Source organism: Pseudoalteromonas arctica (assembly GCF_012927645.1).
GTDB lineage: Bacteria > Pseudomonadota > Gammaproteobacteria > Enterobacterales > Alteromonadaceae > Pseudoalteromonas > Pseudoalteromonas arctica_A.
This window is the reverse complement of sequence record NZ_JABBMT010000002.1, coordinates 137052-151972: the sequence shown is the minus strand read 5'-3', so window position 1 is coordinate 151972 and position 14921 is coordinate 137052. Positions and strand designations below refer to the sequence as shown.

Sequence of the window (14921 nt, the reverse complement as noted above, 5' to 3'; positions counted from 1 at the left end):
GAAATGTATAATGATGATGTTGAACTAACAAGCACGAATGATGCGCGAAAAACGGTACGTGAACAAGTAAAAGAAAGTGCACTTGCAACAATAAAACCGATACAAAATACAGTTGCTACATTGAAAGGTAAAGTATTGCCTAATGCAATAAATAATATGAATGCCGACTATGAAGCAAGTAAAAAGAATGCAGCAAAGGCTGCGGCTGATTTGCGAAATATATGCGCACGATTACCAGAACCGTTAAGAGCACAACTTGACAGTGTAAATTGGGAAGAATATGACTTTGCTCATAACTACTTACCAAAAAATCTGGTCGTGGGACTTGAAGAGATCACCTATAGTTTTGGGGGATCAGGAAAGCAAGTTATTCAAGTACCAAAAGAAATCCCTTTTTACGCATCTGATAATTGTTACTCATTCGCTCAGGGTGATGATTCAATAACAATCATTAACACGCTTGTGTTTCGACTTGCAGCAATGCTGCCATATTCCTCTCAGTTTACTCTCATTGATCCAATTAAAATGGGGCAAAGTTTCCCATACACTAAACGTTTACCGTTTAAACGCATGGTTGATAACGATGTTTCTCGGGTACTCGAAGAAATATTGACAGATATAGTGCGTATTCAAAACAGCTTTTTAGATAATAATACTGAACGGTTGATTGATGTAGATGAAGAGATTCTTGGTAACGCAAAGTTTGAATTAATCGTTGCAAAGGATTTTCCGCAAGCATATGACCGCCGTTCAATAGAGTTACTAGCTAAGATAGCCAGTACAGGTCCAAAAGCGGGTAAAATGGTTATCCTTGATTTAGACAGTGATAAAGCACTACCTAATGGCGCAGAGCTATCTGTATTATTTCCTGATTTAAAACATATTTATAAAAATGAAAATCAGCTACCTTGGAATTTAGGTAAAGGCTTTAGAGACTCAGTTAGAAACACTGATACAATCAACGCGATTTTAGATGGCCTAAGTCGCGCCAAGCCAAAAGAGACTAAATTAGGTTTTTCAGATGTAATTGAAATGAACCCTGAACTGTGGTGGCAAGAAGATTCAATGGAAGTTATTTCTGCACCCATTGGTGGGTCTGGCAGTCGCAAAAATGATATTGAACTGTGGTTTGGTGAACGAAATAAACAGCCATCTTCACATGGCATGTTAGCGGCGATGACGGGTGCCGGTAAATCTAATCTTTATCATGCTTTTATACTTTCATTGGCTAGCCGTTACAGCCCTGAAGATTTACAGTTTTATTTAATTGATGGAAAGCAAGGCGTTGAATTTCAAAGTTACCCTAAGTTACCTCATGCACGCGTTGTCTCTTTAAGCACCAGCCCGCAGCTTGCGCGTAGTGTTTTACAAGAGTTGCTTGACGAAATGAATCGTCGGAATGAGATGTTTAAAAATTTAGGCCTGTCTGATTTTATAAGTTATAGAAAAGCAGGATCGCCAAATGGAAAATTACCTCGCTTAATGCTCATTATTGATGAGTATCAAACGATATTTGAAGATGATAAAACGGGATTAGGATCACAACTGATGATCAGCATTGCTTCACAAAGTAGAAGCGCTGGTATTCATATGTTTGTAGGCTCTCAAAAATTCTCTGTTCCTGGCATGTCACAACCACAAGCTACATTTAGTAATATTAATTTACGTGTTGCGATGAAAATGAGCGGTGAAGAGGTGACATCTTTACAAGAGTTTGGTTCTAAAGGAAAACAATTGATCAGAGGTTGTACTGAAACCGGTCAGGTTGTTGTTAGCCACAATGGTGGCGCGAATGAACTGCCTTGTGATACCGGACGAGTTGCTTATATTGATGAACAACAAAGACAGCAAATGTTAGAGCAACTCTCAAATAAGTGGCAGGGTACAAAGAACACAATTTTACTTGATGGTTCAGAACAACCAGAAATAAAAGATAATACTCAACTACATACCCTCTTTAGTTCACCACAACGTTTAAGTGAAGATGAATGGATATTATACGCCAACAAACCACATCATTTTGGTGGTTTAAATGACAATGAATGGTATCCAATAGAGCGCCCATCAGTATTGTGGCTTGGTAAAGAAATGAATATTCATGGCCAAGCCAAAGTAATATTACGCAGGCGCGCGCATGAGCATATGCTACTTGTGGGTGACAGTAACGAAGCCCGTTTAGGTATGTTGAGCTATATGGTGGCACAATTGCCTATTAACGCTCAAAGCTCGCAATACCAAGTGCATATACTTGACCGCAGTATTAAAGGCTCACAATGGTGTGGTGTATTGTCTGCAGCGAACGACAGTGTATTAAATAATCACGCGTCATTTAGCGAAAGTTTTAAAGATTTTAGCACGCATTTAACCAGTGTAATGGCAGAGTTTACTAAACGCCAAGATATGGATGAAGAAGATATGTTGCGTGAACCTTCTATATTCCTTATCGTTAATGAAGCCCAGCGTGTCAAAGAGCTTGTTAAAAAAGACAATTCATTTGGGATGAAAGCCTACAGTGATGATGGCGGTGTTAATTTAGCCACGCTACTTGAACAAGGGTCGGAATATGGCATTCATTTGGTATTGAGCTTTGATAACGTGCGTTCTGTAACCAAAGCATTTGATCGTAATGATATTGAAAGCTTTCGCCATAAAGTTGCTTTACAAATGTCTGAAGAAGACAGCTTTAGATTTTTGAAAACCCGTGATGCAGCCAAATTACAAGCTGATGGTAAAAAACCTATTTATGCATTACATATAGATCAAATGCAAAATAGGCCAACAAAATTTAAACCCTACTGCTACTCACAAGATGTGATATTACATGAAAACTTTGAACATTTATCAAATCTTTATGCTAAATGGGCTTAGTGTATGTCATTAGATAATGTTGAAGAACAAATTCCGTTATTAGTGGCTGAAATAGAGGCATTTAGCGGCCAAATGAGGAAGCAAGTTGGCTTACTCAGTTCAGAAGCACAGCAAGAAATGATAAAGCTTACTAATGATATGCAAATGGAATTTGAAAAAAAACTATCTGAAATTGAAGATTTATCGAATGCATTAGCTAATACGCGTTGTAATGACTTATCGACACAATTAATTCAAAAGCTAGCATTAATAAGGACATATCTACATGGCTAATGTTGAAATAAATGAATCACTACAAACACTTGTAGCCTCTACTGAACGGGCTCAAAGCGGTATAGAGTCATCTTTAGAATCATTACGTGCCCGTTGGTTTGCTTTACGAGAGCATTATCTCGGTTTGGGCGCAGAGGATATTGAGTCTGAACTTAATATTGTATTTGCCCAAACAGAACGGTTGATAGAGGCATTAGAGCAATGGCAGGATATATGCAATAGCTCTTTGCAATCGGGTAAGGAAGTGAGCGATGCAACCTAGGTGGTTAGTTTCTCAGTTAGAAGAATTAGATTATCAAACTGATTATCAAATGGAATTGGCAAGTTCACTGGTTTTTGAAACGCAGCAGCTATATGCAATAACACAAAACTTTTTAGAGCTTGCAAAGGCAGATGTTTTCGCTGTGCATGAATTATATGAAACGTTAGTTATGAACTACGAGGCAGCCCTTGAACATGCACATATGCGAAATACTCGAGTAGCACATCAAGTTGAGTTTGCAACTAATACATTAAATCATAGTGAGCAAAGCTTAGAAGAGTCACGAGATTTACAAGCCTTTTGGCATAACCAAGAACACAAAGCTGATGTGTGGTTGAGTTCTGCCAATACACATTTACATCGATGTACAGCACAAAGAGTTGAAGCAGAGAGTAAATTAGCAAGTGCTCAAGCTGAATTAGCGAGAGCACAAAGTGCATTAAATCATGTTAGGAGTTTACCACCACGAAAAATATACCGTGGTAGAGATAGAAATGGTAATGATCTTTATGACTATGAGCCGGTAAGTACTTACCAAGAAGAAGCTAGAGTGAGTCGAGCTCAATCAAGCGTTAGTCAACGACATGGGGAAGTTAATTCTGCACTGAGTGCAGAAAGTGCGGCTAGAATAGAAGTTACAAGAGCAACAACTCAATTAAATGGCTCTCGCTACGCAATAAAAGATGCAGATAACGCAACACACTTAGCTGAGCAAGCGCGTGAAGTCGCAACACACACTAAACGTGAATCTCAATATAGCCAATCTTATTCTAAGGAATGTTTAGAAACGCTTGAAAAAATTAACCTTTTACTCATCGCCTTTAAAGAAACGTGTGAGCAACAAACATCGCTGATAGGCACATTATCTACAGACACTAATGATGCTTTTTTATATCTGAAAAGTTTAGAAGGGCAGCAAGAGTCACTACAGGATCAGGCGTTTAGTTTAAAATATACCTTACAAGATAAAGTTTCTTTATTACTTTCATACGATCAACCTCTGGCAATGGCGGGTTAAGTAATGCCATCATTCGAACCGAGTTTCTATCGCATGAAACTTAACACATTAAATGAAGACGTTGAAAACACAACGTTCTCAAAGTCTGATTACAGTGAGTATTGGGAGCACTTGCGTACACAATGGCATGATGCCGCTGGCCGAGGTGTAAACACGCGAGAGATGACACCATTGATCACTACGTATGATGAGCTATTAGAGCAAAATATAAAGCTAACTAACGTAAAAGAGCGTTGTGCTGAACACTTTGAGCAGCTACAAAAACTATTGAATCAATCAGCACATCAGCATGAGCAGTTTACCGATATAATGTCTCTTTTGAGTAACCAGTCACAAGAGCGAGATCGCACTTTAAGAACCAGTGAAAATATGGCTAAGCAAGTTGAAGAGCAGCAAAAATTAGTTGCGGCAATAAAACAAGCAGCTAACTCCCATGTTAAGCCAATATAGCTAAGCTGAAATTAGCATTTTTTAGTTATTTTAATTTATTAAAATCAAAGCGAGTCGAAGTTGGCTCGCTTTTTAATGCTCAATCCTAAAAATAAAATGCGCCACCGATCGGATCCTTAATTTAACAGGGCAATACCGTGTAATTACTTAAACTTATGATGAGTCTATATACGGCGTAATGTAACTAATACTTGCTAATTTATATGATAAAGATAAAGTGGATGTAATTAAATATTCTAAAATAAAGAATTTATATTCTAACGTTGTTTTATAAAAATTATAAAGGGAGCATGTTTGATTTGATTGTAGGCACAATTAACAACTTACTGTGGGGCGAAGGACAAATACTCATTTACATTTTACTATTCACTGGTATTTGGTTTTCTGTACGTTTAAAACTGATTCAAATTTTTAAATTTAAACACATGTTCAGCCTGCTCAAAGGTAGTAGTAAATGCGATAAAAACGACATTAGTTCGTTTCAAGCATTGTGTACCGGATTAAGTGCTCGGGTTGGCACGGGGAATTTAGCTGGCGTTGCTGTGGCAATATCATTAGGTGGCAGCGGCGCGATATTTTGGATGTGGGTGATTGCCATATTAGGCATGGCCACAGGGTTTGCCGAAAGCGTACTGGGCCAAGTGTACAAAGTGCGTGATAGTAACGGCGAATTTAGAGGTGGGCCTGCTTACTATATTCAACAAGGTATAGGCAGCAAAACACTCGCAATCGCATTCGCTCTGTGTTTATTTTTAGGTTACGGTTTTACCTTCAGTGCAATGCAAACAAATACCATAACCGATGCACTTAATTACGCGTTTAAAATCCCAACCTTTTATTCCGGTATTGTTATTACCATTCTTGCGGGGTCAATCATACTCGGTGGCTTTAAAGCAATCGCCCGTTTTGCAGAGCGCGTTGTGCCCATCATGGGCATTGTATTTGTATTAGCAGCGGTGATCATCACCCTAATAAATTTAACCCAAGTACCTGCAATGCTCAAAGATATCTTTTTATCAGCATTTGGCCTGCAAGAAGCAGGTGCAGGCGCAATGGGCGCAGCAATAAAAAACGGAATTCAACGAGGGCTGTATTCAAACGAAGCAGGCGCGGGGAGTGTGCCTCACGCTTCAGCCTGCGCGACTCCAATCCCAAACCATCCCGTTACTCAGGGCTACATTCAAATGTTGGGGGTGTTTTTTGACACCATCGTACTGTGTAGTTGTACCGCAGTGATCATATTATTAGCTGATGTTGATATTAGCGGCGAAATGGAAGGAATTCGGTTAACGCAAGAAGCCATGACCGCGCACTTAGCGCAAGGCGGAGTATACTTTGTTGCAGCCGCCATAACATTATTCGCATTTACTTCTGTAGTGGCAAATTATGCTTATGCCGAAAGTAATCTGCATTTATTTAAACTTGATAGCAAACTCGGGCGCGGTGTTTATACGTTTTTATACTTATCCATGATGATATGGGGCGCATCGGCCACGTTAAAAGAAGTGTGGGATTTAGCGGATATTGCGTTAGGGTTAATGACGGTGGTTAATGTTATTGCTATCATCATCTTAACGCCAACAATACTCGCTGTGACTGCGGATTATAATAAACAAAGAGCTCAAAACGCAGCGCCCGAATTTAATGCAAACAAGGTTAACATTCAGGGCAAAACAGAAAAAGGCATTTGGTATTAACTCATTTTTAAAATGTTCAAATTGCATACTTATGCAGTTTGAACGTTAAGTAAATTAAGATATTCGATGATTGTTTTTACCAGGTTCCAGATTATCAACGCCCGTATTCTTGGGATAAAGATAACTTAGATGATTTGATTGAAGACCTTACATCTTCATATTTGGCTAAGATGGAAGATACATATTTTTGTGGTTCGCTTGTATTAGTAATAAGTATCAAATTGATTTTGAAGAGACTGTTTTAAAAGGTATAAAATTCGAAGAAACAAAGCATATTGAATGATCGGGGAATGCCATTAAGTTCGATTGATATTTTAAAAGCATCTTTGATGCAAAAGCTTAATAGTAAAGAAGACAGAGTTGCTTTCAAAGCCAAGTGGGAAGAAATAAATACCTATTTATATTACAAATTATCGACAAACCCAAAAAGCCGATTAGATAAGGAACTTATTCAAATTATTTCTGATGAAGGTAAGTCATCATCAGAAATAATCAAAGAAGTAGCTAGTAGCCTATAATTTATATTACAGTGTAAGAGAAAAGGGGTGGAAACCCCTTTATTTATAAGTAATTACGGTAGTTCACAAGTTTGACAACTCGTCAATCGTTCCTAGCTCGCTCGCAAGCACCATCCATCATTAACTTATTTCTTTCAGATTTGAATTCACTATATTCTTTTGCCCAAAATTGACACGTTTGATCGTTTGTTTTACGAGCGTTGTTGATTTTATTCTGCTCAATAGTACGAATCTTAGTTTGTTCAGCTTGATATTTTTTAATTTCTTGCTCTTTTAAATTTCGTCTTACAGCTGCTGCTTTTTCATCTCGCTCATTTTGAATGGAACGTGCTTTAAGCTCCTTTTCAAGAGTATGAAGCTGATAAGACAAATAAAGTTCAACAACGCCTAATAGCGTTAATCCTGAAAGTGTAAGGCAAAAATATAATTTAATGTAATTTAGTTTCATTTCAACTCCCTGTACGTTCTGAAATTTCACCAATAATATCTAGTAATTGAGTTTGTAAATCAGATAAATATTGGTCTTGTGTTTTATTATGCTCTTTAACTTTTTTATACATTCCTTCGGATTCACGTGCCGACCATTTATAACGATGGACTAATTGAACGTCTGAAGCGCGAACGCCACCCCAAGGAGTAGACATTGTATGATCGTGAATAGAGATTTTGCAATCAGCCCACGGACCAAAGTCGGGTAGGTAGCCCCTATAAATGATATTTAAAAGTTTTTCGACAGGTTTGCTTGCTTTACCAGCTTTCAAATATCGCCTAATTTGACGTTCACTTACGCCCAATTCTTTGGCGCCTTTTGCATAATCATAACCAAAAAGTGATAAATACTGTTTATGAAATTCTGATTTAAACATTGTGATTTTTACTCCTTTTAAAAAAATCACAATGCAAAATCATAAACTCAAACTCCGAATTGGTTTATCAAGGGCGCAAGCGCGGCATCGAGTAACTAAGGGCAGGGGTTGCGCTTCGCTTGGTTACGACCGATAAGCAGTGATGCTAAATTAATAACAGTGTGCGGTCTACATGGCTAAAGCCATAAGTAATAGGTTCGTATGCTTAGCTAAGTAATGGTACGTGATAATTGAGTTAATTATTACGTACCAATGCAGAAAGTACGTAATAAGTTACGTACCACTAAACGGCCTTTTTCATGCGGCCCGTTTTAACGTTTCGCGCCATAAAGGGTATGTGGTCTGGGTTATCAATTAAAAACTCTATCATCTGCTTAATTTCAACCTCAGAATCATCAGGTATCCAAAGGGTTACTTTTTTTAACCCTTTGCCTTTTTGCTTTTGTTCGTACTTTTGATTTCTAGTCATAGTGTCACCAGTGACGGTATCTGATTTGTGAATATTTAAACGCCAGCCTACGGTTTCAACAAGTTGAAAAGCGTAGGCTATGGCGTTTAATTGGATGAATATAAATCGTGATATTGTTCGTCTGGTACTTGGTTATCAAAGTATTGCTGTGTTGGTTTATACCTAAATACTACCGCTAAATCTTTACCGATGTAGCCCTCAATACCTAATCTGGTTTTTTTTAGCCTGTAACCTAGCATTAAAAGTTCATCCCTAGTGAATGTATCAATAACCTGTTTACTAGCTGATTCAACAACAACAAGTAAATCAGCAATTCTATCTCGATAGATTTCTTCATAAGTTATCATTGCATTGTTGTTTTGTATTGTATCCCTCAATCTTTGATATGGGTCGGTACTCGGTTTAGGTTTAGGTTTTTTTTGTGGTGCTTGGTTTAGTTCTCCAGTTGTGGCAATTTGCTGTTTTTCAACTTTTGCAACGGGCCCGTTGGTGGGTTCTTTAGATTTGGTGTTTACAATTTGTGTATCACCACTGAAAAAGCTAGTTAGGAAATAAATAGCAAAAGCGATAACAGCTAAAAATATAGGTATATAAAACATAAATTGTTTAGACTTAAAAATGTTTACTCGGTCATCTGAATATACATCGGTATTGTCTGTAGTTTGCTGGTGACTCAAGTAAGAGCCAAAATATTTACTATCGTATTTTTCAGTGCCTGACTTTATTTTTTTAAATACAACGTCACCCTTAACACCATTAATTGAACCCTGATACATTTCCCATTTGTACTTATTGTCTAGGCCGACCATAGATAACTTTAAGAATGTAATTTTGCGTTCAATTCTTCGTTTCCATGTAGTATGACAATCTGCAAGAGCTTGACCCATGCAGATTATATCCATACCTCTATGGCGATGCTCAGCAATAAATTGTGTCATTTCATCGCTAAGCTTTTGCCTTCCACTGGGGAAGAAGTTTTGAAGCTCATCAAGAACAAGTAAACAATCATTTTCAACCAAATCATAAACGGTATGCACCTGATCTTCTGTTATTTCAGTGTAAAGCGCTTTAAGTTCATCAACTGTTTTGTCTGTTAATTCACTTACTTTTTCAAAGTTAAAACCGTTTAAGCGAGCGTAAACTTTACGCCCTTTGGTTAAGCTTGGAATTATATGCTTAACAAGTGCTTCATAACTTTTACCAGAGCCTGGCAACCCCTCGTGGAAAATTATCATATTGTTACCATTGGAATAACGTTAATACTTTACGAGTTAAACGGAACGTATAACCCAAACCAATTAATGCCAGTGCTTCGCTAAAACCAGTAGCACCAAGCAAGTAACCAACATCAGAAGGTATGGACGCTGTAAAAGTGCTTATGCCACCTTGAATAAATTGGGGTGGATCTATCATCGAAAAGATGTAACGAAAACCCTCTAAGCCTTTTTCAAAAACTTGTAATGAAACCCATAGCAAAGCGTTTAAAATGAATAACAATATTTCATATATCCAATCGATAAAGCCTTGCCACATTTCACCAAGCCAGTCTAATAAATCATTCAATTGCAATTCTCCACGCGAAAAAGCCAGCAACGAGCATTAGTATTGCTCTGATATATGGCAAGATTGATTGAACAGCAGAGCTACAAAACTGGTCAATTGTAACGGTAAAAGATGCATCTAAAACGGTTACTGTTTCTTGCCAGACTGGGCAGCTACCACCAAATGAAGTCGTAAAGAAATTATCTATTGCGGAAAATAAAGGTAATGTACTCATTGCATCGTTATGCTCTTCTAAAACAGTGCCAAAATTTTCATTTTCCCAATCAAACTCTAATATTTTTGTATAACCTTCCGGCTTAGTGTCATAGTCAATAGACGGCTTATCGCCATCATATTTACCGATTTTTTCTAAATTTTCATTTTGTAATTTAAGTTCATCAGTCTGCTTTTTCATTTCAGCTAACTGAGAGTCTAAAGCAGATATAATTCCATCTTCATCAACACCGTTAACTGTGGATTCAGAGCCATCATCACACGTTATTCTTGCATCGCCGTTAGCTAATTGCTGAGTGACACACGAACCGCCATCTTTGATATCAGTGGTTGATTCAGCGCAGGCTATTCTTGCACCGTCTGGAGTATTAACAACGGAGCAACCTTCACCATCTTCACCATCAATACCATCCTTGCCGTTAATGCCATCTTTGCCATCAACACCAGCTAGGCCATCAATACCATCTTTGCCGTCAGCGCCTTTTTCACCAGTTGCACCATCAATACCATTTGTACCATCAACACCATCTTTACCATCAGCGCCTTTTTCACCAGTTGCACCTTTAGCACCAGCAACACCCTGAATACCTTGTTCGCCAGTATCGCCTTTTTCTCCCTTTTCACCTTTGAGTTGTCCAGACTGAACTAATGAATCAATATCTTGCTGGGTTAAAAAAGATGCTTCAATTTCGGTTATGCGTTGATGATTAACTACTAATTGGTCAGCGTTTTTTTGGATGCCTGTTATATCAAAACTGATAGAGCTTTCTGGGCAATCAACGGAGTAAACACCAGAACTACCTGTTGCAGTACAAAATTTATCATCACCATCATCTTTTGGTTTGGCTTTGCAATCAGTAGGTTCTTGTGAATTATATTTTGATGGTAAGTAATAACCACCTGAATCATCAGTATTAATGACACATTGTGAATCATCCTCGGGGTTGTCATAACAAATATTAGCTGGTGAAGTGGCAGTACCAAAAACATAGCCATCGGTTGATTGTGGTTCTGGGCATTTGTTATCAACTAAAGGTTTTGCACACATAAAAGCATCTGGGTTTTCGGGGGTAGGTTTGGGAACTGTTAATTTATGAAGCGGGTATGCAGCAGGAGGGCAAGCAAGTACTTTTTCATCTTCTACGAAAGAACCGAAAGAAGTAAACCATAAATCATGTGACCAATGGGTTCTAAACTCAACAAAAATAGTATAACGGTCGTTACCTGTTGGCTCGGATTTTACTGCGCCAACATTACCAGCATTTCTTGATTTTAAATCGGATTGTATATAAGTCTTGCAATCCGAAAGGGATAAGTCTGACTTATTTGGACCGTTTGTATAACCGCAAGAACCAAACGGTTCTAAGTCAGGATTCTTTAAATCTGTCATATCAACTTGTGCCATTACTACAGACGAAAAAACAGTAAACAGCATTAGGAAGAACCAAAGCTTAATGAAACCGAAGGTTGATTTTATTGGGTGACGTAGAACATATTTAAAACCACGCCAAAGCCAAGATATAAATTTACGCACCTTCAAAACCACGAATGACCGCAGCGGCACAAGCAATTCCAAGAACGGCATAATAAATTCCCCAAATCATAATAGTTCTCCATTAAAAAAGCCCCGCAACTTATAGGTGTACAGGGCTTAGTTTGCGTTTTAAGTTGACTACAAAACTATTAGCGGAACCAGCCAATAACCTTGTTGTATCCCCATTTTGCAACGCCCGGTAATATCTTGATTGCTGCTAGTGCTGTGATTGCTGCAACGATAGTAGTAGCGTCAACCGCTGATGTAACTGCTGTAAAATCCATAGGTATTTCCTTTTAGCTTGAAAAGTTTAATTGTCGTTTTCTGGTTTAAACCAGTTGATTACAGTGCCATATGCCCAAGCGGTCATATAACAGATTATGACTATCGAAAAGCCACTTATAAAAAGTGCTTGTGCTTGTTCGATAGAAATTTCACTGGGGTCAAAAAGTGATGAACCCAGTAGAAACTGTTGGTACTCGGTAGGCTCTAACATGACAAAGCCTGTGCAATCCTGAATTGATTGTGCAGTTGGTTTAAGTTCGCCATATTCGAGCTGTACACAAGTAGCCATAATTTATTTACCTTTATTTTCTTGCGGTAAACTATGCAAACGGAAGCCTTTCCAGTCCATTTGACGTGCTACGTTAGCACCTTCGTAATATTCAATATTAAGCAAAACAGGCTTTAAGCCCCAGCCGTTAGGGTCAGATTGCAGATTCTCCAATTGCTGATAAGTGCCATCGTTAAATTGGTCAGCAGATACCTTTACAGATAAAATTTGAGCTGGGTTTTTTGTGTGAAGTTTAAATTCGCCAGTCGTAGGCAGGGGAGCGCCTTTATCGTCTGTGCGGTTAACTTTTACTAGGTCTGTTATAGCGCCTTCAATATTCATAATTTCTCCAATTGGGTTTAATTTTATTAATAGTTACAGTTAATGACACAAGTCCAAGCTCGCGACTTCGTCGCTCGAAATATTGCCAGCCAGAGCTTCGTAATCCATGAATAGACACATGTTTTGATAATCTTCCAGAACACACGCTTCAAGGAACTGCATATCTTCATCGCTAGGTGCGAATAAACGACCATCATCGTGCCAGCCTTGAATTTGTTCAGACACACCACACATGATTTTACGTTGTGCCCGTAAATCTGTTTCAGTGAGTATCTGGGTAGTACCGCGTCGAGTGATTACAACAACAGCATCCCATGCAACACCAAGAATACGATTTGCTGGTTGGTCGCCGTATTTAGTAGCAAAGTAGGGCGATTTGGTTTCGCTGCGGCTAATTTCCCCAGTGATACGGTCAACAATATCAGGGAGCTGGTAGTGAATGCGTAAGGTTTGGTCTTTGCGTTTAACCTGTACGCCACCCATAGCAAGGCAAAACGCTTTCCAATCTGATGAATCAGCAGCTTGGCGTACCTTCTCAAGTGCGTATTTTGAAACTGTATCTAGTGTTGTATTCATTGCGTTTGCAACCTCACATTTGCCGGTATCACCTTGGCCTAATCGTCTAAGTTCACGCCAAAGAGTGACCGAAGGGCCGCCAATTTGCTGGAAACGTCTAATATCAAATGTACTCGCCCAAGTAGATGCACGTTCTGCGGCATCCGCTGGAAGTATTTTCATTTCACCCGCCTGCGAGCAAATCACTTTATCTATGCTGTCACCAGTCACCGCTTTAGTGATGTATTTAGCAATGTAACCAGCAGCGGAGCCTTTACTTTTATTAATCGTAATGGCCTTAAAGCGGGTGGTGCTTGTTTTAAATTCAGTGGGTGTATCTTCCGTACACAGCTTTTTCATAATTGCGCGGATTTGTATTGCATCGCCTTTTTCCATGAATAAAAGCATGTGCCAATGCGGGCAGCCGTCATGATGTGGTTCAACAACACGGAATCCATACGGGCGTAAATTTTGTTTAGAGAATAGGGCGCGGGCACGTTTCCAAATACCGTTAAAATATTCCTGTGCATCCTGCGGGGTTGAACCATCATATTTATTATTTGGTCGGCCAGTATGGTGAACTGCATGAAAACGACTAGGCGCAGATAACGTATAAAACTCGCCGCGATGGCCGTGCATGTCTGCCAGTTCTTCAAAACCACGAATGCGTACCATTAGTTCAGCCGCTTGCTGTTTGCCTGATGTGTGCGAACGTTCAATAATTGATTGCAGTGTTTCGAACTCATCAAACGGGTTTGCATCGTTTGGAACAACAAATAAATCAGACATTATTTCGGCTGATTTGCGCTTACGTTCTCGGCGGTTCTGAATGGTTGGTTGTGATACATAAGCACTCGCTTTTTTATGTACGAGTCTTAAATCTCGCGCTAATTGTTCAATAGTAAACGCTTGGATTTTACGTAATTTACGACGCCAGAAAATAGGGTCAGCAAAGCGATTTAAAATACCTGTTAAAGAGTCGGCTGAAAAATGCGTGCAATAAGGTGCAACTAATTCAGGTTCTTGAATATCAAAGGAATTTAAGTATTTAACAAGGATGTTAAATACAGATAAAGTATGGCCGTTTTTACTTATTTTCAGCTCGCAATAACGCGCTTTTTGCTCTGCAATTTCGCATAATTCATCGTCTGAGCATGATAAATTTATATGCCCGTACTCAAAACTTCCCAGAGTTAAAGCGGTATCAGCAGATTTTAAACGCTTGTTTGCCTCAGCTAAATTATTGAATTTTTCAGCCAGAAAATAGCCGGTACTGAGCATGTGAGCAAGGTTTGAATGACGCTCAAAAATGCGATTTCGCCATGATTCAAAGTCAAAAAAACGCTCTTTCATTGGTTTAGAAAGGTTCTCAAAAACGTCTTTTGCAGTGTTCGCAGGGTGCAAATTTGCCGTTAAATTCATTGCAGTATTTAACGGGAAAATTTGAGCGTATTGGGCGTTAGATAATGAGTTCATTTGCTAGCCTTTAAAGTCATAGGCAAATTGATAAGCTTTTGGGATAAAGATTCGCATATAGATAATCGCTCTTTATATGAGATTAAGGCTTTAGTAAATTCAGGTTGAGGGATGGAAGATAAATCTAAATTAGCTTCAAATAACTGAATATCTGATATGTAACGAGATTCAGCCAGAGCTAAAGCTGAAATTAAAACTGTCATTTCTGAATTAGTTAAATTTAATATGTTTTTATCAGAACTCATATCCGTATTCCCCCTTAAA

At 38.6% G+C, this 14921-nt stretch carries 19 protein-coding genes; 8 read left to right on the top strand and 11 right to left on the bottom strand.

The genetic code is table 11. The features are described from left to right. The first annotated feature begins 3 nt into the window (after nucleotides 1-3). From HHO47_RS02220 to HHO47_RS02185, 8 genes are all read left to right on the top strand, one after another. Nucleotides 4-2868, top strand: coding sequence for an FtsK/SpoIIIE domain-containing protein (locus HHO47_RS02220; protein WP_169018476.1), 2865 nt, complete (start codon nucleotides 4-6; stop codon nucleotides 2866-2868). Nucleotides 2869-2871: 3 nt separating this feature from the next. Then, nucleotides 2872-3141: a hypothetical protein gene (locus tag HHO47_RS02215; RefSeq protein ID WP_169018474.1), complete on the top strand. Its 270-nt coding sequence runs from the start codon at nucleotides 2872-2874 to the stop codon at nucleotides 3139-3141. Continuing rightward, nucleotides 3134-3403: a hypothetical protein gene (locus HHO47_RS02210; protein ID WP_169018472.1), complete on the top strand. Its 270-nt coding sequence runs from the start codon at nucleotides 3134-3136 to the stop codon at nucleotides 3401-3403. The genes HHO47_RS02215 and HHO47_RS02210 overlap by 8 nt, the downstream gene beginning before the upstream one ends. Next, nucleotides 3393-4421, top strand: coding sequence for a hypothetical protein (locus HHO47_RS02205; RefSeq protein ID WP_169018470.1), 1029 nt, complete (start codon nucleotides 3393-3395; stop codon nucleotides 4419-4421). Before HHO47_RS02210 ends, HHO47_RS02205 begins: the two co-directional genes overlap by 11 nt. Before the next feature lie 3 nt (nucleotides 4422-4424). Next, a complete protein-coding gene (locus HHO47_RS02200) occupies nucleotides 4425-4871 on the top strand; it encodes a hypothetical protein (RefSeq protein ID WP_169018468.1) in 447 nt (148 codons plus the stop codon). A gap of 290 nt (nucleotides 4872-5161) precedes the next feature. After that, complete coding sequence (locus HHO47_RS02195) at nucleotides 5162-6568, top strand: alanine/glycine:cation symporter family protein (protein ID WP_169018466.1); 1407 nt, start codon at nucleotides 5162-5164, stop codon at nucleotides 6566-6568. 53 nt (nucleotides 6569-6621) lie between these two features. Next, entirely contained in the window at nucleotides 6622-6813 is a 192-nt protein-coding gene (locus HHO47_RS19715; RefSeq protein WP_169018679.1) for a GmrSD restriction endonuclease domain-containing protein, read from the top strand. Nucleotides 6814-6858: 45 nt separating this feature from the next. Beyond that, nucleotides 6859-7086, top strand: a complete 228-nt coding sequence (locus HHO47_RS02185; protein ID WP_169018464.1) for a hypothetical protein — start codon at nucleotides 6859-6861, stop codon at nucleotides 7084-7086. Between the two features lie 82 nt (nucleotides 7087-7168). Here the strand turns inward: HHO47_RS02185 and HHO47_RS02180 are convergent, their stop codons facing one another. From HHO47_RS02180 to HHO47_RS02135, 11 genes are all read right to left on the bottom strand, one after another. Beyond that, the gene (locus HHO47_RS02180; RefSeq protein WP_169018462.1) at nucleotides 7169-7534 is read right to left on the bottom strand and encodes a hypothetical protein; all 366 of its coding nucleotides are present in this window, start codon (nucleotides 7532-7534) and stop codon (nucleotides 7169-7171) included. A 1-nt stretch (nucleotide 7535) separates the two neighbouring features. Further along, entirely contained in the window at nucleotides 7536-7952 is a 417-nt protein-coding gene (locus HHO47_RS02175) for a hypothetical protein (protein WP_169018460.1), read from the bottom strand. A gap of 283 nt (nucleotides 7953-8235) precedes the next feature. Next, entirely contained in the window at nucleotides 8236-8421 is a 186-nt protein-coding gene (locus tag HHO47_RS02170) for a hypothetical protein (RefSeq protein WP_169018458.1), read from the bottom strand. 86 nt (nucleotides 8422-8507) lie between these two features. Next, on the bottom strand, nucleotides 8508-9656 hold the full coding sequence (locus tag HHO47_RS02165) for a zonular occludens toxin domain-containing protein (RefSeq protein ID WP_169018456.1): 1149 nt from the start codon (nucleotides 9654-9656) through the stop codon (nucleotides 8508-8510). A 4-nt stretch (nucleotides 9657-9660) separates the two neighbouring features. Beyond that, nucleotides 9661-9984, bottom strand: a complete 324-nt coding sequence (locus HHO47_RS02160) for a hypothetical protein (protein WP_169018454.1) — start codon at nucleotides 9982-9984, stop codon at nucleotides 9661-9663. Then, on the bottom strand, nucleotides 9977-11632 hold the full coding sequence (locus HHO47_RS19535; RefSeq protein WP_282435201.1) for a hypothetical protein: 1656 nt from the start codon (nucleotides 11630-11632) through the stop codon (nucleotides 9977-9979). The genes HHO47_RS02160 and HHO47_RS19535 overlap by 8 nt, the downstream gene beginning before the upstream one ends. Before the next feature lie 248 nt (nucleotides 11633-11880). Continuing rightward, nucleotides 11881-12015 (bottom strand): hypothetical protein, encoded by a 135-nt coding sequence (locus tag HHO47_RS19530; protein ID WP_282435200.1) that lies wholly within the window; start codon nucleotides 12013-12015, stop codon nucleotides 11881-11883. A gap of 26 nt (nucleotides 12016-12041) precedes the next feature. Then, nucleotides 12042-12305: a hypothetical protein gene (locus HHO47_RS02150; RefSeq protein ID WP_169018452.1), complete on the bottom strand. Its 264-nt coding sequence runs from the start codon at nucleotides 12303-12305 to the stop codon at nucleotides 12042-12044. 3 nt (nucleotides 12306-12308) lie between these two features. Next, nucleotides 12309-12626 (bottom strand): hypothetical protein, encoded by a 318-nt coding sequence (locus HHO47_RS02145; protein WP_211183578.1) that lies wholly within the window; start codon nucleotides 12624-12626, stop codon nucleotides 12309-12311. Between the two features lie 39 nt (nucleotides 12627-12665). After that, the gene (locus HHO47_RS02140; protein WP_169018446.1) at nucleotides 12666-14657 is read right to left on the bottom strand and encodes a replication endonuclease; all 1992 of its coding nucleotides are present in this window, start codon (nucleotides 14655-14657) and stop codon (nucleotides 12666-12668) included. Continuing rightward, nucleotides 14654-14902 (bottom strand): hypothetical protein, encoded by a 249-nt coding sequence (locus tag HHO47_RS02135; protein WP_169018444.1) that lies wholly within the window; start codon nucleotides 14900-14902, stop codon nucleotides 14654-14656. Before HHO47_RS02135 ends, HHO47_RS02140 begins: the two co-directional genes overlap by 4 nt. Nucleotides 14903-14921: the final 19 nt, after the last annotated feature.

Coding starts and splice junctions, on each gene's coding strand:
- HHO47_RS19530 (WP_282435200.1), bottom strand. CDS start 12,015: ATGGATTTTACAGCAGTTACATCAGCGGTTGACGCTACTACTATCGTT.
- HHO47_RS02180 (WP_169018462.1), bottom strand. CDS start 7,534: ATGAAACTAAATTACATTAAATTATATTTTTGCCTTACACTTTCAGGA.
- HHO47_RS02135 (WP_169018444.1), bottom strand. CDS start 14,902: ATGAGTTCTGATAAAAACATATTAAATTTAACTAATTCAGAAATGACA.
- HHO47_RS02175 (WP_169018460.1), bottom strand. CDS start 7,952: ATGTTTAAATCAGAATTTCATAAACAGTATTTATCACTTTTTGGTTAT.
- HHO47_RS02140 (WP_169018446.1), bottom strand. CDS start 14,657: ATGAACTCATTATCTAACGCCCAATACGCTCAAATTTTCCCGTTAAAT.
- HHO47_RS02165 (WP_169018456.1), bottom strand. CDS start 9,656: ATGATAATTTTCCACGAGGGGTTGCCAGGCTCTGGTAAAAGTTATGAA.
- HHO47_RS02215 (WP_169018474.1), top strand. CDS start 2,872: ATGTCATTAGATAATGTTGAAGAACAAATTCCGTTATTAGTGGCTGAA.
- HHO47_RS02205 (WP_169018470.1), top strand. CDS start 3,393: ATGCAACCTAGGTGGTTAGTTTCTCAGTTAGAAGAATTAGATTATCAA.
- HHO47_RS02220 (WP_169018476.1), top strand. CDS start 4: ATGTATAATGATGATGTTGAACTAACAAGCACGAATGATGCGCGAAAA.
- HHO47_RS02170 (WP_169018458.1), bottom strand. CDS start 8,421: ATGACTAGAAATCAAAAGTACGAACAAAAGCAAAAAGGCAAAGGGTTA.
- HHO47_RS02145 (WP_211183578.1), bottom strand. CDS start 12,626: ATGAATATTGAAGGCGCTATAACAGACCTAGTAAAAGTTAACCGCACA.
- HHO47_RS02195 (WP_169018466.1), top strand. CDS start 5,162: ATGTTTGATTTGATTGTAGGCACAATTAACAACTTACTGTGGGGCGAA.
- HHO47_RS19535 (WP_282435201.1), bottom strand. CDS start 11,632: ATGCTGTTTACTGTTTTTTCGTCTGTAGTAATGGCACAAGTTGATATG.
- HHO47_RS02150 (WP_169018452.1), bottom strand. CDS start 12,305: ATGGCTACTTGTGTACAGCTCGAATATGGCGAACTTAAACCAACTGCA.
- HHO47_RS02185 (WP_169018464.1), top strand. CDS start 6,859: ATGCCATTAAGTTCGATTGATATTTTAAAAGCATCTTTGATGCAAAAG.
- HHO47_RS02200 (WP_169018468.1), top strand. CDS start 4,425: ATGCCATCATTCGAACCGAGTTTCTATCGCATGAAACTTAACACATTA.
- HHO47_RS02210 (WP_169018472.1), top strand. CDS start 3,134: ATGGCTAATGTTGAAATAAATGAATCACTACAAACACTTGTAGCCTCT.